General features: G+C 64.1%; 13 protein-coding genes and 1 pseudogene. 5 read left to right on the top strand and 9 right to left on the bottom strand.

The window, feature by feature from the left end; genetic code table 11:
* Positions 1-8: 8 nt before the first annotated feature.
* Complete coding sequence (locus SD72_RS14565; protein WP_042545193.1) at positions 9-1418, bottom strand: APC family permease; 1410 nt, start codon at positions 1416-1418, stop codon at positions 9-11.
* Between the two features lie 599 nt (positions 1419-2017).
* Between SD72_RS14565 and SD72_RS14560 the strand changes: the two genes are divergently transcribed.
* On the top strand, positions 2018-2485 hold the full coding sequence (locus SD72_RS14560) for an Lrp/AsnC family transcriptional regulator (protein ID WP_042545192.1): 468 nt from the start codon (positions 2018-2020) through the stop codon (positions 2483-2485).
* 2 nt (positions 2486-2487) lie between these two features.
* Positions 2488-3882, top strand: a complete 1395-nt coding sequence (locus tag SD72_RS14555; RefSeq protein WP_042545191.1) for an aspartate aminotransferase family protein — start codon at positions 2488-2490, stop codon at positions 3880-3882.
* Between the two features lie 67 nt (positions 3883-3949).
* Here the strand turns inward: SD72_RS14555 and SD72_RS14550 are convergent, their stop codons facing one another.
* The 4 genes from SD72_RS14550 to rpsO all read right to left on the bottom strand — a co-directional run bounded on the left by SD72_RS14550 (position 3950) and on the right by rpsO (position 6462).
* Positions 3950-4618, bottom strand: coding sequence for a DUF4166 domain-containing protein (locus SD72_RS14550; protein WP_042545190.1), 669 nt, complete (start codon positions 4616-4618; stop codon positions 3950-3952).
* Entirely contained in the window at positions 4615-5313 is a 699-nt protein-coding gene (locus SD72_RS14545; RefSeq protein WP_042545189.1) for a DUF4166 domain-containing protein, read from the bottom strand. Before SD72_RS14545 ends, SD72_RS14550 begins: the two co-directional genes overlap by 4 nt.
* Positions 5310-6041, bottom strand: coding sequence for an SRPBCC family protein (locus tag SD72_RS14540; RefSeq protein WP_052492736.1), 732 nt, complete (start codon positions 6039-6041; stop codon positions 5310-5312). Before SD72_RS14540 ends, SD72_RS14545 begins: the two co-directional genes overlap by 4 nt.
* A gap of 151 nt (positions 6042-6192) precedes the next feature.
* Positions 6193-6462 carry a 30S ribosomal protein S15 gene (gene rpsO / locus SD72_RS14535; RefSeq protein WP_042545188.1) on the bottom strand — a complete coding sequence of 90 codons (270 nt, stop codon included), beginning with the start codon at positions 6460-6462 and terminating at the stop codon, positions 6193-6195.
* Positions 6463-6740: 278 nt separating this feature from the next.
* Here rpsO and SD72_RS14530 point away from each other — a divergent pair, with 278 nt between their 5' ends.
* Entirely contained in the window at positions 6741-7949 is a 1209-nt protein-coding gene (locus SD72_RS14530; protein ID WP_042545212.1) for an ammonium transporter, read from the top strand.
* Between the two features lie 97 nt (positions 7950-8046).
* Positions 8047-8880 (top strand): inositol monophosphatase family protein, encoded by an 834-nt coding sequence (locus SD72_RS14525; RefSeq protein ID WP_042545187.1) that lies wholly within the window; start codon positions 8047-8049, stop codon positions 8878-8880.
* A gap of 96 nt (positions 8881-8976) precedes the next feature.
* Here SD72_RS14525 and SD72_RS14520 read toward each other — a convergent pair whose 3' ends face one another.
* The gene (locus tag SD72_RS14520; RefSeq protein WP_042545186.1) at positions 8977-10434 is read right to left on the bottom strand and encodes an NCS2 family permease; all 1458 of its coding nucleotides are present in this window, start codon (positions 10432-10434) and stop codon (positions 8977-8979) included.
* A 109-nt stretch (positions 10435-10543) separates the two neighbouring features.
* A complete protein-coding gene (locus SD72_RS14515) occupies positions 10544-10915 on the bottom strand; it encodes an FKBP-type peptidyl-prolyl cis-trans isomerase (protein ID WP_042545211.1) in 372 nt (123 codons plus the stop codon).
* A gap of 155 nt (positions 10916-11070) precedes the next feature.
* Here SD72_RS14515 and SD72_RS14510 point away from each other — a divergent pair, with 155 nt between their 5' ends.
* A complete protein-coding gene (locus tag SD72_RS14510) occupies positions 11071-11937 on the top strand; it encodes a fumarylacetoacetate hydrolase family protein (RefSeq protein WP_042545185.1) in 867 nt (288 codons plus the stop codon).
* Between the two features lie 129 nt (positions 11938-12066).
* On the opposite strand, the gene SD72_RS14505 is transcribed toward SD72_RS14510, so the two are convergent.
* Positions 12067-13584 carry an aspartate ammonia-lyase gene (locus tag SD72_RS14505; protein ID WP_084767254.1) on the bottom strand — a complete coding sequence of 506 codons (1518 nt, stop codon included), beginning with the start codon at positions 13582-13584 and terminating at the stop codon, positions 12067-12069.
* Between the two features lie 70 nt (positions 13585-13654).
* Positions 13655-14025: pseudogene (locus SD72_RS18055) on the bottom strand (MFS transporter); the annotation flags it as partial.

The following is a 14025-nucleotide window of genomic DNA, read 5'->3' as shown; positions in this document are numbered from 1 at the left end:
CGCTGCCGCTACTCAGATACCTTGTTGTACCCCGTCACTGGCTGGATCTCATCGAAGGACGACACCTTCCTCCGGAAGCCCTTGGTGAGGAACAGGAGGTAGATGAATCCGAGCACCGTCCACGCGACACCACCGATGAGGGCGTCGAGGTGGAGGTTGGCCCAGAGCACGCCCGTGAGAATCATGCCAATGCCCGGCATGACCACGTAGTTGAAGAAGTCCTTCGGTGTCCGGTACCGCTTCTGCCTGATCGCAAACCAGGCGATCACCGAGATGTTCACGGCGGTAAACGCGATGAGGGCACCGTAGTTGATGAACGCGGAGATGATCTCGAGCGTGAACGCCATCGCGAGCAAGCTCACGACCCCCGTAAGCACGATGTTGAAGGTCGGAGTGTGCGTGCGCGGGTTGATGTACCCGAAGAAACGCTTCGGGAGCACGTTGTTGCGACCCATCACGAGCAGCATGCGCGACACCGAGGCGTGCGAGGCGAGCCCCGACGCGAGCGTTGCAGCAAATCCCGCCGCGGTCAGCACGGCTTGGAGCACCGGCCCACCGACAAACTGGCCAATGAGCGGAAGGGTCGAGTCCTCAACGAACTGCATGTCGCCACCCGGAGCGAAGACCTGCCACTCCTGGAATCGGAGCTGCGTGAAGTAGCCGGCGACGAGGAAGATAGCGCCACCGAGCACGACGGTAAGGAGGATGGCCCGCGGAACGATCTTCGGGCTCTTCGCCTCCTCGACGTACATTGTCACCGCATCGAAGCCGATGAAGGAGAAGCAGACGATCGTCGCACCCGTGAGCACTGCGCTCATCTGCACGCCCTCGTGGAAGAAGGGCTGCGTTGAGGCGATCGAGCCTGCACCTTCGCCGTCACGAAGCTGCGCCCACACCATCACGACGAAGACCACCATGACGACAATCGAGAATACGAGCAGGATCATGTTGATGTTCGACGTGCCGCGCATGGTGAAGTAGATCACGCCCGTCACGAGCACGCAGTAGAGGATCACCCAGACCCAGCCGGGGCTGCCGGGGAAGACGGCCTCAAGGTAGCTGCGAATGATGAGGCAGTTCACCATGGGGAGCAGCAGGTAGTCGATGAGCGACGTCCAGCCGACCATGAATCCGACGTTCGGGTGAATGGACTCGCGCACGTAGGTGTATGCGGAACCCGCGCTGGGGATCGCCCCGGACATTTTCCCGTAGCTCACCGCGGTGAACATCATGACGATGAGCGCAACGAGGTAGGCGAGCGGCACGACGTTATCCGTGTCGCGGGCGACGAGGCCAAACGTGTCGAAGACAACCGTTGGCGTCATATATCCGAGACCGAGGCCGACAATTGCCCAGAGGCCGAGGTTGCGCTTGAGGGATCCACCTCGCTTCGCTGCGGGCGTGAACGACTTTGTCATGTGCTCTCCTCAAAGCTAATGGTCGCGGAGAGCGTTCGCTTCACTGCGACAGGGGTGTGGAATGGGACAGGTTCCCGACAGGGACCTATCCTGCACCCAGCGGGAGCGGGGTGCAAAACGGCGAGACGGCGCCGAAGAATCTGCGCCCCTGTGGCGGGGTCACGGTGCGTGCGGCTTATCACTGGTGTCTCCTTTGACTGATCTTGCGCCCCCGTGACCGAACCTCTGGTTCATCCAGGCCACCCAACGAATATTGCACAGCTTCATACAGTGCGCAAAGGGTTACGCCAGTTTTTTCACTTTTTGTTTGCAAATCCGTCACCGCGACGAGAAATAGACAACCAAAAGCGTGCCAAAACCTCCAAAGCGCAACGAAATCGGTATGGGGCCCCGGCTCCCCGCACCCAGCTGCTCGGCCCACGCTGGGAACACAGGCCACCCAGTGCCCGTGGCCCCGCCCGAGGCCGCGACGGCGCGGGCGAACGCAGCACACCGAGTGGCCGCTCTCGAGGGGCTGCTCTGGGCAAATACGCAGAAAACTCGATCCCAAACAACGGATTCCTTTGCTATTTCCGAGTTGAACTGTCAGAATCAGAAGCGTGAGCCGCAAACCAAGTACCCCTGCTCTCGACTCAACGTCGAAGGCGATCATCGAGCAACTTCAGCTTGACGGTCGCCGCTCGTACGCTGAGATCGGGAAGGCGGTCGGCCTCAGTGAGGCCGCCGTGAGGCAGCGTGTACAAAAGCTCACGGATGCTGGGGTCATGCAGATCGTTGCAGTGACCGACCCGATGCGACTCGGTTTCCACCGACAAGCAATGCTCGGCATTCGCGTATCCGGCGACACCAGGGTCGTCGCCGACCGCCTCGCTGAACTGCCCGAAGTGAGCTACGTGGTTTTGAGCGCTGGCTCCTTCGACATCCTCGCCGAGGTTGTCTGTGAGGACGACGACGGGCTCATCGAACTCCTGAACGAAAAGGTCAGGGGCATCGATGGCGTTTCAGGAACTGAGACGTTCGTTTACCTCCAACTCAACAAACAAAAATACGACTGGGGAACAAGATAACCATGTCTTTCGATCCGACTGCTGCGGTCGACACTGCCGCGCTCCAGGCTTCGGCCAAGCGCCACATGTGGCCGCACTTCACCAACCGCAAGGTGCTCAACGACGGTATCCCCGTCATCACGCGCGCCGAGGGCCATCACATCTACGACGCCGCTGGCAAGGAGTACATTGACGGGCTCGCTGGCCTGTTCGTTGTCAACGCCGGCCACGGCCGTCAGCGCATCGTCGACGCAGCTGCTAAGCAGATGAAGCAGCTCGACTTCATGCCGCTCTGGTCGTACGCTCACCCCGCCGCAATCGAACTCTCGGAGCGGCTCTCCTCATACGCCCCAGGCGAGATGAACAAGGTCTTCTTCACCACCGGTGGTGGCGAAGCTGTTGAGTCAGCATTCAAGCTGGCGAAGCACTTCTGGAAGATCAAGGGCAAGCCGATGAAGCACAAGGTCATCTCTCGCTCGGTTGCCTACCACGGCACCCCGCAGGGCGCCCTTGCGATCACCGGTATCCCCGACATGAAGAAGTTCTACGAGCCGCTGACCCCCGGTGGGCACCGCGTCCCGAACACGAACTTCTACCGTGCTGAGGAGATGGGCGCTCCGTCCAACGACATCGAGGCCTTCGGCCAGTGGGCAGCGAACCGCATCGAAGAGGCAATCCTCTTCGAGGGCGAGGACACTGTCGCAGCTGTCTTCCTCGAGCCAGTACAGAACTCGGGCGGTTGCTTCCCGCCTCCCCCCGGCTACTTCAAGCGCGTTCGCGAGATCTGCGACAAGTACGACGTGCTCCTCGTATCGGATGAGGTCATCTGTGCGTACGGCCGCGTTGGCGACTTCTTCGCTTCGAAGGCACTCGGCTACGAGCCCGACATCATCACCTCGGCAAAGGGCATCACCTCGGGCTACGTCCCGCTCGGTGCAATGATCGTTGCTGACCGCGTGTCGGAGCCCTTCAACTCGGAGGACAACACCTTCTACCACGGCTTCACCTTCGCCGGTCACCCGGCGGCAGCTGCTGCGGCTCTCGAGAACCTCGACATCTTCGAGGAAGAGGACCTCAACGGCCGCGTGCGCGAGAACAGCCCGCTGTTCCGTGCCGAGCTTGAGAAGCTCCTCGACATCGACATCGTCGGTGACGTGCGTGGCGAGGGCTACTTCTTCGGAATCGAGCTCGTCAAGGACAAGGCAACCAAGGAGACCTTCAACGAGGCAGAGTCGGATCGCCTGCTGCGCGACTACCTCTCCCCCGCGCTGTGGGACGCCGGCCTGTACTGCCGCGCTGACGACCGGGGAGACCCCGTCATCCAGCTCGCTCCGCCGCTGACCATTGGTCCGGCTGAGTTTGCTGAGATCGGCGGAATCCTCCGCAGCGTTCTGAAGGACGCTTCGTCGAAGATCTAATCGTCTAAGACGCTCAGCCGTGTGGCCCCCTCGCTTCGGCGAGGGGGCCACACGCGTGTTTGGGCCCCTAAGCTGGGCGGTGGGTGAACCGGCCACGGTACTCGAGCACCGTGCCAAGTATCGGGCTGCGCACGCGGGCACGGACCGTGTTCTGTTGCGCTGCATCATCGAAGCCGTCGACGACGTCTGCGCGCACCGACAACAGGGCTGGGAGACGGATGCGCAGTCCTCCGAAGCGCAACCAGGTGCGCTCAGACACGAGTCGCAGATGCCCGTCACCGGTGACGGAACAGCGGAGCTCGAGCTCGACCCTGCGCGCGCTACCAACGCGATTGAGCAGAGTCCCCTCGCGCTCCCCCGGCAGCAACACGTCGACAAAATGCTGGGCCCCGCCGGTAAACGTAAACGCGCGGTCGGCGTGCAGTTCGAGCGGGCCGCCCTGTGAGCGGGTGAGACTGTTCACCACATGAAACGGAACGTCGCGCTCGTGGGCCGTGACGAACAGGTTCCGCCCGACGATGGGCAGCGCAAGCAGGTTGAGTTTCCGAAACCTGCTCCCAGCGACGTCAAATACCCCGTCGACGACGACCGCTGCCCCTGGGATGCCGGGGCCCGCGGCATACCGCCTCACCTCCGGGTGCAGGCGTTGCGCCGCTGCCCCAAGCGCGTTAAGGAAGACAGATCCGCCGAGCGGGGATGACGCGTTCAGGCTGTCTGGCGGTGTGTGCTCGCTCATTCGCGGAGCTCCTCACGGTAGGGCTTCAAAGCGCCGGCGACTTCGACAACTTCTGGGAAAACGCACGAGAACTCGCCCCGGTAGCCGAACAGCAGCCCAAACCGGGTGTGCCGCACCTCAAGGTCGATCACATAGCGCTGGATCGCTTCGTCGAAGTACTCGTTGAGGTAGGCGCGTCCGGTGAAGAACGCGGGAAATCGGAACGCGATCCTCCCCTCGTAGAAGCGCTGCTCGCCAGATACGAGCCGCAGACCACCTTCGGCAGTAACCGACAGGCCGAGATCCACCGCAAGGTGCTGGTGGGTGCCGAGATAATCGATGACGCGACCGGCAGCCTCGCTGTAGATCATCGTGGCGTCAAAGCGTCGACGTTTCCCTCGGCCGATCTCCATCGTCCGCACGAACGTTACCGTTTCTCGCCCGAAGCCATCGGTGTACGGGTAATTGTCGATCTGGAATGGCAAGTCTTCGCCGCTCTCGGGGAACATGATGTTGCGTGTCGCACCGAGGAGCAAGAATGGGCGAACCCACCAGGGCCCCTTCCGGATCTCACGCATGACGCCGCTGCCAACGCAGCCGTAGCCAGCGGCAACACCGACCCCAAATCGGCGCTGCAGCTGCGGCTGCAGTCGCCCGAAGTCCTCGCCGAGAGCACGGGCAAAGATGCTGAGATCCGTTGTGGTGTCGTCACTCACGTGCGTTCCTCCGGTTTGGCAGCCGCGGCATCGCTCCGCGTCAGCCGGTCAAGGGTTTCTGGCGCGCCGTCCATGATCGCGCTGTGCTGCTGTGCCCTGCCGCGCGCGGCCATCGCCCGCCCGCCGGCGCTCGGCGCGCTCGGCTCGGCTAGTGGCGGCCGCGAGCGGCAGTTGCGTGCCCGCGCGCGTACCCCGCCGAACCAGCCGCGCCACCACCTAACGCGTTCGGGCTCGATCCCCTCCTCGGCCCAGATGCGCAACCTGTCGAAGCTCCAGGCAGTCAGCCACCACACGAATTTGCGGGTGATGAGCGGGTCCACGATGCGGCCGAGCCATCCCCAGCCCGGCGTGTAGTCGTACCCGGTGATGAACCGCACGCCGTCACCGTCGGGGACGTAACGCCAGTAGCCTCGTCCCGCACCGAGCGGGGAGAGCGGATCAGCGGTAGTGAAGCTGAGCGCTGACGTGCGTGCGCCTGCGGCGGCGCGTTTGTCGCCGAGAGAGACACCCGTCCCGTGGATCGTGTGCACCCCAAGCGCGAGCTCGTAGCGAAACTCTTGCGCCCCGTCAGCGCGAAGCGTCGTGGGGCGGATCGCGCTAAATCGGCCGTCCCAGCGGGAGTGGAGCTCGGGATCCTGCGTGAGCTGCCACACGCGCTCGATTGGCGCGTGTATGTGGATCTCGACGTACAGAGCACGATCTCGAGCGGCCTGCGATCCACGTGGCATACACATAGGATACCGCGGGTACTCGCGCGCCAGTCGCGACCCGCTTTCGAAGACAACACAAAGAAGCCCCTCTCCCGCAGGAGAGGGGCTTCCCAGAGTCACAGACGATCAGCCGTGGGGCTGACCTGCGCAACCGAAGGTCTTCGCAGCCTTAGCGGCGAAGGCCGAGGCGCTCGATGAGCGCACGGTAACGGCTGATGTCGACCTGCTGGAGGTAAGCCAGCAGACGACGGCGCTGACCGACGAGGAGGAGCAGACCACGACGTGAGTGGTGATCGTGCTTGTGCTCCTTGAGGTGCTCGGTCAGATCCTTGATACGACGTGAAAGCAGCGCCACCTGAACCTCAGGGGATCCGGTATCACCGGGGGTGGTCGCGTACTCTTCGATGATCGCCTGCTTGACATCTGTGGGCAATGGCATAGGTGATCCCCTTTCTCCAGTTGCGCGGCGCCTTCAGCTGGGTGCTTGGGCTCTCTGTATCCGCGGCCGATCTAACGGCAACCTTGTTATCTTAGCACCGATCCGCCCCGCGGCGAACATGCTCCTGGGCCGACGGCGAGGAAACCCACACGAAACAGAGATGTGACCTTCGCGACGCTCGAGAGAAACGGTGATGAAACGACGTGCGCGCAGACTGTGTTCACCCGGTCTCACCGCTGAACCGGGTCGCCTATTCGGGCGAGATCGAAGGGAAGCACATGGAAGCTACAGACGTTTGGACGCTCACGAGCACCGCTCTCGTCCTCATCATGACGCCGGGGCTCGCGCTCTTCTACGGTGGCCTCGTACGCGTGCGTTCGGTTGTGAACATGATGCTCTTCAGCGTGAGCGCGATGGGAGTCGTCGGCATGCTGTGGATCCTCTACGGCTACAGCATGAGTGTCTTCGGGGAGGGTGACGGCTGGTTCGCCGGAAACCCGTTCAGGGAGTTCGGGCTCGCCACCACAGACCCATCCGAATTCATCGGCGTCGGATTTGGCGCGGTGTTTGCGATGATCACCACCGCGCTCATCTCAGGCGCCATCGCCGACAGGGTCGGCCTCGGCTCGTGGGTGCTGTTCTCTGGCGTCTGGGCGACCCTCGTCTACTTCCCGGTCGCTGCCTGGGTCTGGGGCGGCGGTTGGATCTCACAGCTCGGCTCTTGGCTCGGCACCCCGGAGGTCATCGACCTCGCAGGCGGCACGGCAATCCACATCAATGCCGGCGCAGCGGCCCTCGCCCTCGCGATCGTTGTCGGTAAGCGCCGCGATTTCGCCCGCGGCGCGCACCGCCCACACTCGATCCCGCTCGTGACCATCGGCGCGGCACTCCTGTGGTTTGGGTGGATCGGATTCAACGCTGGCCTCGCAACCGATGCCGGTACCGCTGGCCTGATCCTGGTGAACACGCTCGGCTCCCCCGCAGCGGCGATCATCGGATGGCTCGCGATCGACGCGCTTCGTGGGCGCAAGCCAGGGGTGATTGGGGCCGCCTCAGGCGCCGTCGCCGGCCTCGTTGCCATCACGCCCGCCGCCGCAAACCTCGCCCCGGGATTCGCGCTGCTACTCGGCCTGCTCGCCGGCGCTGCCTGCGCGTTCGCGATCGATTGGAAGTTCCGGCTTGGCTACGACGACTCACTCGACGTTGTTGGGCTCCACCTGGTCGCCGGCGTGCTCGGCACCGTGTACCTCGGGTTCTTCGCGTTCGACGATGGGCTCTTCACCGGAGGAGACGCTGGGCTGCTGCTCGTCCAGGTCATCTCGGTACTCGGCGTCGTGGTGTACTCGTTCGTCGCTTCGCTCCTCATCGCCTTCGGCGTGAAGTTCACGACAGGACTCCGTGTGCCAGCGGAGGTTGAGGAGGGCGGCATCGACGCCGCTGCGCACGGCGAGGAGGCCTACGCGCTGGACGCTGGTGGCCGCCTCTGAGGCGCAGCCGAGACAGTGACACTCCCCTCTCGGGAGTGCGCCCGCGGGGCCTACGCACACGGCGTGGCCCCGCGGGCGTGCGAGTAGGCTCGGACACATGACACTCTCGGTTGATGCATCCACCCTCGCCGATGTCGCGGGCTCGCTCGCGCGCACCGTTGGCCGCGTGATCCACTCGAAGCGGGCGATCGGGGTCGACGTTGCCGCAACGAAGTCCAGCCTCAGCGACGTCGTCACCGCGGCGGATCAGGAGGCCGAGCGCCTACTGACCGAGGGCCTCCTGCGCCACCGGCCGGACGATGCGATCCTTGGCGAGGAGGGCGCGAGCATCGCCGGGACCACGGGAATCACCTGGGTCGTCGACCCCATCGACGGCACCGTCAACTACCTGTACAACATCCCGGCCTATGCGGTGAGCGTGGCGGCGACCGTCGAAGACGGGGCACCGGGAACGATGTCAGACGGGCGGCGCGCGATCGCCGGAGCCGTCTACCTTCCTGTCACCGGTGAGCTCTTCACCGCTTGGGAAGGCGGTGGCGCGTTCCTCGACGGGAAACGGCTGAGCGGCCCGGCGGAGTCGGAGTTGGGCACGACGCTCCTCGCCACGGGTTTCGGCTACACCGTCGAGCGCCGCACGGAGCAGGTAGAGGTGCTCCGCCACGTCCTCCCGCGAGTGCGGGACATTCGCCGCATGGGTTCGGCAGCGACCGACCTGTGCATGCTCGCCGCTGGCCGCGTCGACGCGTACTACGAGCGCGGGCTGCAACCGTGGGACTACGCGGCTGCGACGCTCATCGCGCGAGAGGCCGGCGCGACGGTCCGCGGCCTCGGCGAAGCCGCCCCAGGCGAGGAAATGCTCATCGCCGGCACACCTGCGGTCACCGCCGAGCTCGCCGCCATCGTGGCAGAGGCGTACCGCACGCTCGCGTAGCGGGATACCGTACGCACCGCGCGTGCGTGACCGCCAACACCAAGGGGCGGGGTGGATCAGCGCTCGCCGATCCACCCCGCCCCTTTGGCGCTGTGCCTAAATTCCGAGCAAATCCTCGATCGGACCGCGTGCGAAGAAGATCACGAAGCCAGCCGAGACGATCCACAGCAGCCAGTGCACCTGCTTAGCCTTGCCGGTGAAGGCGTGGATGAGGACCCACGAGACGAAGCCCGCGCCGATGCCGTTGGCGATGGAGTAGCTCAGCGGCATCACCGCGGCCGTGAGGAACACCGGCAGCAATACGCGGAAGTCCGTGAGGTCGATGTTCGAGATCTGCGACATCATCATCGCGCCGACGATCACGAGCGCGGCCGCCGCGACCTCGGTCGGAACGATTTCGGTGAGCGGTGTGAAGAACATCGCGAGGAGGAACACGACACCGGTGACGACGTTCGCAAGACCCGTGCGCGCTCCCTCGCCGATGCCGGCGCCCGATTCAACGAACACGGTCGTTGAGGAGGACGACGTGCCGCCGCCGACAACCGCGCCGACACCCTCAACGACCAGCGCCGACTTGATGCGGGGGAAGTTGCCCTTCGGGTCAGCAAGGCCGGCCTCGCGGGACAGCCCGGTCATGGTGCCCATTGCGTCGAAGAAGTTCGTGAAGAGCAGCGTGAACACGAGCATGATGACGGTGACGAGGCCGACCTTGCCAAAGTCGAAGCTCACTGCGCCAACGAGGCTCAGATCCGGTACAGCGAAGGGGTTGCCGCCGAGCACGGGCTCCGTGAGGCTCCAGCCCCCGGGGTTCATGCTGCCGTCTGCGCCGAACTTCGGGCCGATCTTCCAGATCGCCTCAACGATGACCGCGATGATCGTGCCGCTTACCAGGCCAATGAGGATGCCGCCCTTCACCTTCTTGGCGACGAGCACGCCGGTGAGGGCGAGGGTCACAACAAAGATGAGCGTCGGGACGGTCGTAATGAAGCCGACGCCGGCAGGGCCAAGGCCGACGGGCGGTGACGACTGGCCGGTCGCGTCGACAAAGCCGGAGTTCACGAAGCCGATGAACGCGATGAAGAAGCCGATACCGACCGTGATCGCAAGCTTGAGCTGCACGGGGACAGCGTCAAAGATCATGCGGCGCAGGCCGGTCGCCGCGAGCAGCACGATGAGCAGACCGTTGATGACGACGATCGCCATCGCCTCTGGCCACGTCACCTCCTGCACGACAGAGAACGCGAGGAAGGCGTTGATACCGAGCCCGGCGGCGAATGCGAACGGGAGGCGGGAGACGATGCCGAAGAGGATCGTCATGACACCGGCAGCGAGTGCGGTTACCGCGCTCACCTGGCCGAAATCGAGCATGTTGCCCGCGACGTCTTCCTTACCCGAAAGGATGATCGGGTTGAGGATGACGATGTAGGCCATCGTTACGAAGGTAACGAGACCGCCGCGCACCTCGGTTCCGATGGTCGAACCGCGCTGAGTGATCTCGAAGTAACGGTCGAGAAAACCCCGCTCCTTCACCTTCTGCTGTGTGGCCTCTGACACGAACCGCTCCTGTTCCTGGGTGTTTGCTGAACAGGAAAACGGTACCACCTTGCGCCTCGGCTTGGGGGCCGGGCGCAAAGCGATACCGTTTGCGAGAGGGTTTGAGTGGTTAGCTCACGCCCTTCAGATCGATCACGAAGATGAGCGTTTTGCCCGAGAGCGGGTGTCCCCCACTCTCGCCGTACGCCAGCGCCGCGGGAACGGTGAGCTTACGGCGCCCGCCAACCTGCATGCCTGGAATACCGAGCTGCCAGCCGGGGATCAGTGCCTTGAGCGGGAAGTTCACGGATTCGCCTCGGCTCCACGACGAGTCAAATTCCTCGCCGGAGTCATACTCGACCCCGAGGTAGTGAACGTCAACGGTGGAGCTTGCGGCGGCCTCGGCGCCGTCACCGACGACGATATCGACGATCTCCAATTCGGCGGGCGCAGGGCCCTCGGGTGCATCGATTTCTGGTTTGGTGAGCGGTGCATCAGTCATGGGCCCATTCTGACCGATCCATGCCTCCTCCACCATGAGGTTCGCTGAGAGGGGAACCAATGTTGCGCAAGCACGCCGTTAACTACAGGTGAATGTCCGCATCTTAGGCGGGGCACGACAACATCCGCGCGCCGAAATCCCGGTAACCTAGAGTAGTGAGATTTGCGCACCTGACCCCCGAAGCCGCTGCAACCCCCGGACTATACATTGAGCGGGATGAGCGATTCTTCGCCGTACGTGAGCTTGGAGAAGCTTTCGACACCCTGCAAGAACTGATCGAGGCAGGCCCAGCTGCGCTGCAGCGCCTCCGATCCGCACTCGACTCCCTCCCCGCTTCCGCGGGAATCTCGGCCGAGGGTGCGCACTACGCCCCCGCGGCTATCAACCCGCCGGTCGTGCTGGCCGTCGGCTTGAACTACGACGAGCACGCGAGCGAACTCGCACTCGACAACGATTCAGGCCCAGTGCTCTTCACGCTGTTCCCGAACTCCCTGAACGGACACGAAGGAACGGTCGAGCTGCCAACGCGCATCAGCGAGGAAGTCGACTACGAGGGCGAGCTTGGCGTGATCATTGGCCGCCCCGCAAAGAACGTCACCCCAGAGGAAGCCCTCGACTACGTCTTCGGCTACACCGCTATCAACGACATCACGGCGAGAAACATTCAGTTCTCTGAGCCCCAGTGGTCGCGCTGCAAGTCGTTCGACGGCTTCACCCCGATCGGCCCCGTAGTCGTCACCGCAGATGAGATCCCCGACCCGCAGGCGCTGCACATCGCGACCGATGTCAACGGGCTGCGCGTGCAGGACTCCACGACGGAGTTCATGATCCGCTCGGTCGCTGAGCTCATCTCGTCGCTGTCGCAGTCGCTGACGCTCCTCCCAGGCACGGTCATCTCGACCGGTTCGCCCGGCGGCGCGGGTCGCTCGCGCAAGCCACCGCTGTACCTGACCGACGGCACTGAAGTTACCGTGACCATCGAGAAGATTGGTGCGCTCACCGCGCACTGCGTCGCCATCTAACGCTGGCCTGCGGCGCTGCCGCTCGGTCATGCTCACTGGCGCGGCTTCGCGCACGAGCCGCGCCAAGCAGATGCGAAGAGGGCCCACCAGGAATTCTCCTGGTGGGCCCTCTTCGTGTCTCGCGCCGAGCTACGCTTCCGGCTGCGGGTCGCCTGCGTCACCGGAGGCAGCGTCGGCCTCTGGCGTGCCTGGCTTCGGCTCGCGGGCGTCGAGCGCGTCACGCTCAATGATCGGGATAGCGCCGGTCTCGGGCGCAAGGCCTGCGAGCTTTGCTGGCTGCAGGATGTCGTCAAGCTCCGCCTGGTCCAGCAGACCGCGCGAGATCACGAGCTCGGAGACCTTTGCGTTCGTCGAGAGCGCTTCCTTGGCGAGCTTCGCTGCTTCGGCGTAGCCAATGACCGGCGCGAGCGCGGTGATCACTGTCACCGAGCGTGCCACCATATCTTCGAGGCGGTCCTCGTTTGCGGTGATGCCGTCGACGCAGTTCACGCGCAGCGTCTGGCAGGCGCGCTCGAGCCAGGTGATGGACTGGAACAGGGAGTGCGCGATGATCGGCTCGAACGCGTTGAGCTGCAGCTGGCCTGCCTCAACCGCCATGGAGACCGTCACGTCGGAGCCCGCGATCGCGTAGGCGACCTGCGAGACTGCCTCGGGGATGACGGGGTTCACCTTGCCAGGCATGATTGACGAGCCTGCCTGGCGAGCAGGCAGGTTGATTTCGCCGAAACCGGCCTGCGGGCCGGATGAGAGCAGCCGCAGGTCGTTCGAGATCTTCGACAGCTTGAGCGCGCTGCGCTTGAGCGCTCCGGAGAACGTGACGAAGACGCCCGTGTCGCTCGTCGACTCGACGAGGTCGCCAGCGGTGACGAGGTCGAGCTCGGTGATCTCGCGCAGGTGGCGGATCACGGCCTCCTTGTAGCCGCGGGGCGCGTTGATGCCGGTGCCGATAGCCGTGGCACCCATGTTCACCTCGCGCAGCAGCGAGACGGCCTCCTGCAGGCGCTCAACGTCTTCGCGGAGTGTGACCGCGAACGCGTTGAATTCCTGGCCGAGTGTCATCGGAACGGCGTCCTGCAGCTGGGTGCGGCCGACCTTGATGATGTGCGAGAACTCGCGGCCCTTCGCGGCGAAGGACTCTGCGAGCAGGCTGAGCTCCTCGAGCAGGCTGCTCAGCGAGAACGCGAGCGAAATCTTGATCGCAGTCGGGTACGTGTCGTTGGTGGACTGGCTGTGGTTCGTGTGATCGTTCGGGTTGATGTACCCGTAATCACCCTTCTCGTGGCCAGCGAGTTCGAGGGCTCGGTTGGTAATGACCTCGTTCGCGTTCATGTTGCTGGAGGTGCCCGCACCACCCTGCACAACGCCGACGACAAACTGGTCGTGCAGCATGCCCGTCTTGATCTCTTCGCAGGCGCGGTCGATGAGCGTGGCGCGCTGCTCATCGAGTGCCCCGATCTCAAGGTTGGCGCGCGCAGCCGCCTGCTTCACACACGCAAACGCGCGAATGAAGTCGGGGTAGACCGAAATGGGCCTGCGGGCGATCGGAAAGTTCTCATGGGCACGCGCGGTGTGCACGCCCCAGTAGGCCGATGCGGGTATTTCGACGCTGCCAAGCGAATCCGTTTCGGTACGGGTTTGGGCAGACATGAAGTCACTCACGAGTATCTCGCTCCAGTGGTTGAGGGTTCCGCGGGCATACCCGCACATCGCCTCTAGCCTACCCCTCGCGACCGTCGGATTCCTCGTCATCACGCGGAATATTCGGCTTCGGCAGCGGAATCACGCCGGTTGTTGGCGGACCCTCCTGCGGGGCCGAGTCCCAGTGAGTTTTCAGCGGGTCTTCGAGTTCCGGTTCGCGGCGCAGCACGTCGATGGGGGCGGTGAGGGTTTCCACCTGCTGCCCGCGATCGTCGCCCACATTTGGGCGACCGGCATGGGTGAACTGCAGTCCGTGGTCCCATCGCACGCGCAGCTGCCGCTCCGAGATCAACCAGGTCATCCCGATCGCGAACGCGATGAGCGCCGCGACGCCGGAAATCACAAACGTTGAGCGCGGGCCGAGCGCGTCCGCGGCAGCCCCAACAAGCG

It is taken from the genome of Leucobacter komagatae, from assembly GCF_000834055.1.
Taxonomy (GTDB): Bacteria; Actinomycetota; Actinomycetes; order Actinomycetales; family Microbacteriaceae; genus Leucobacter; species Leucobacter komagatae_A.
Note: the sequence above shows the minus strand (reverse complement) of the source record. Positions and strands in the feature narration are given on the sequence as shown.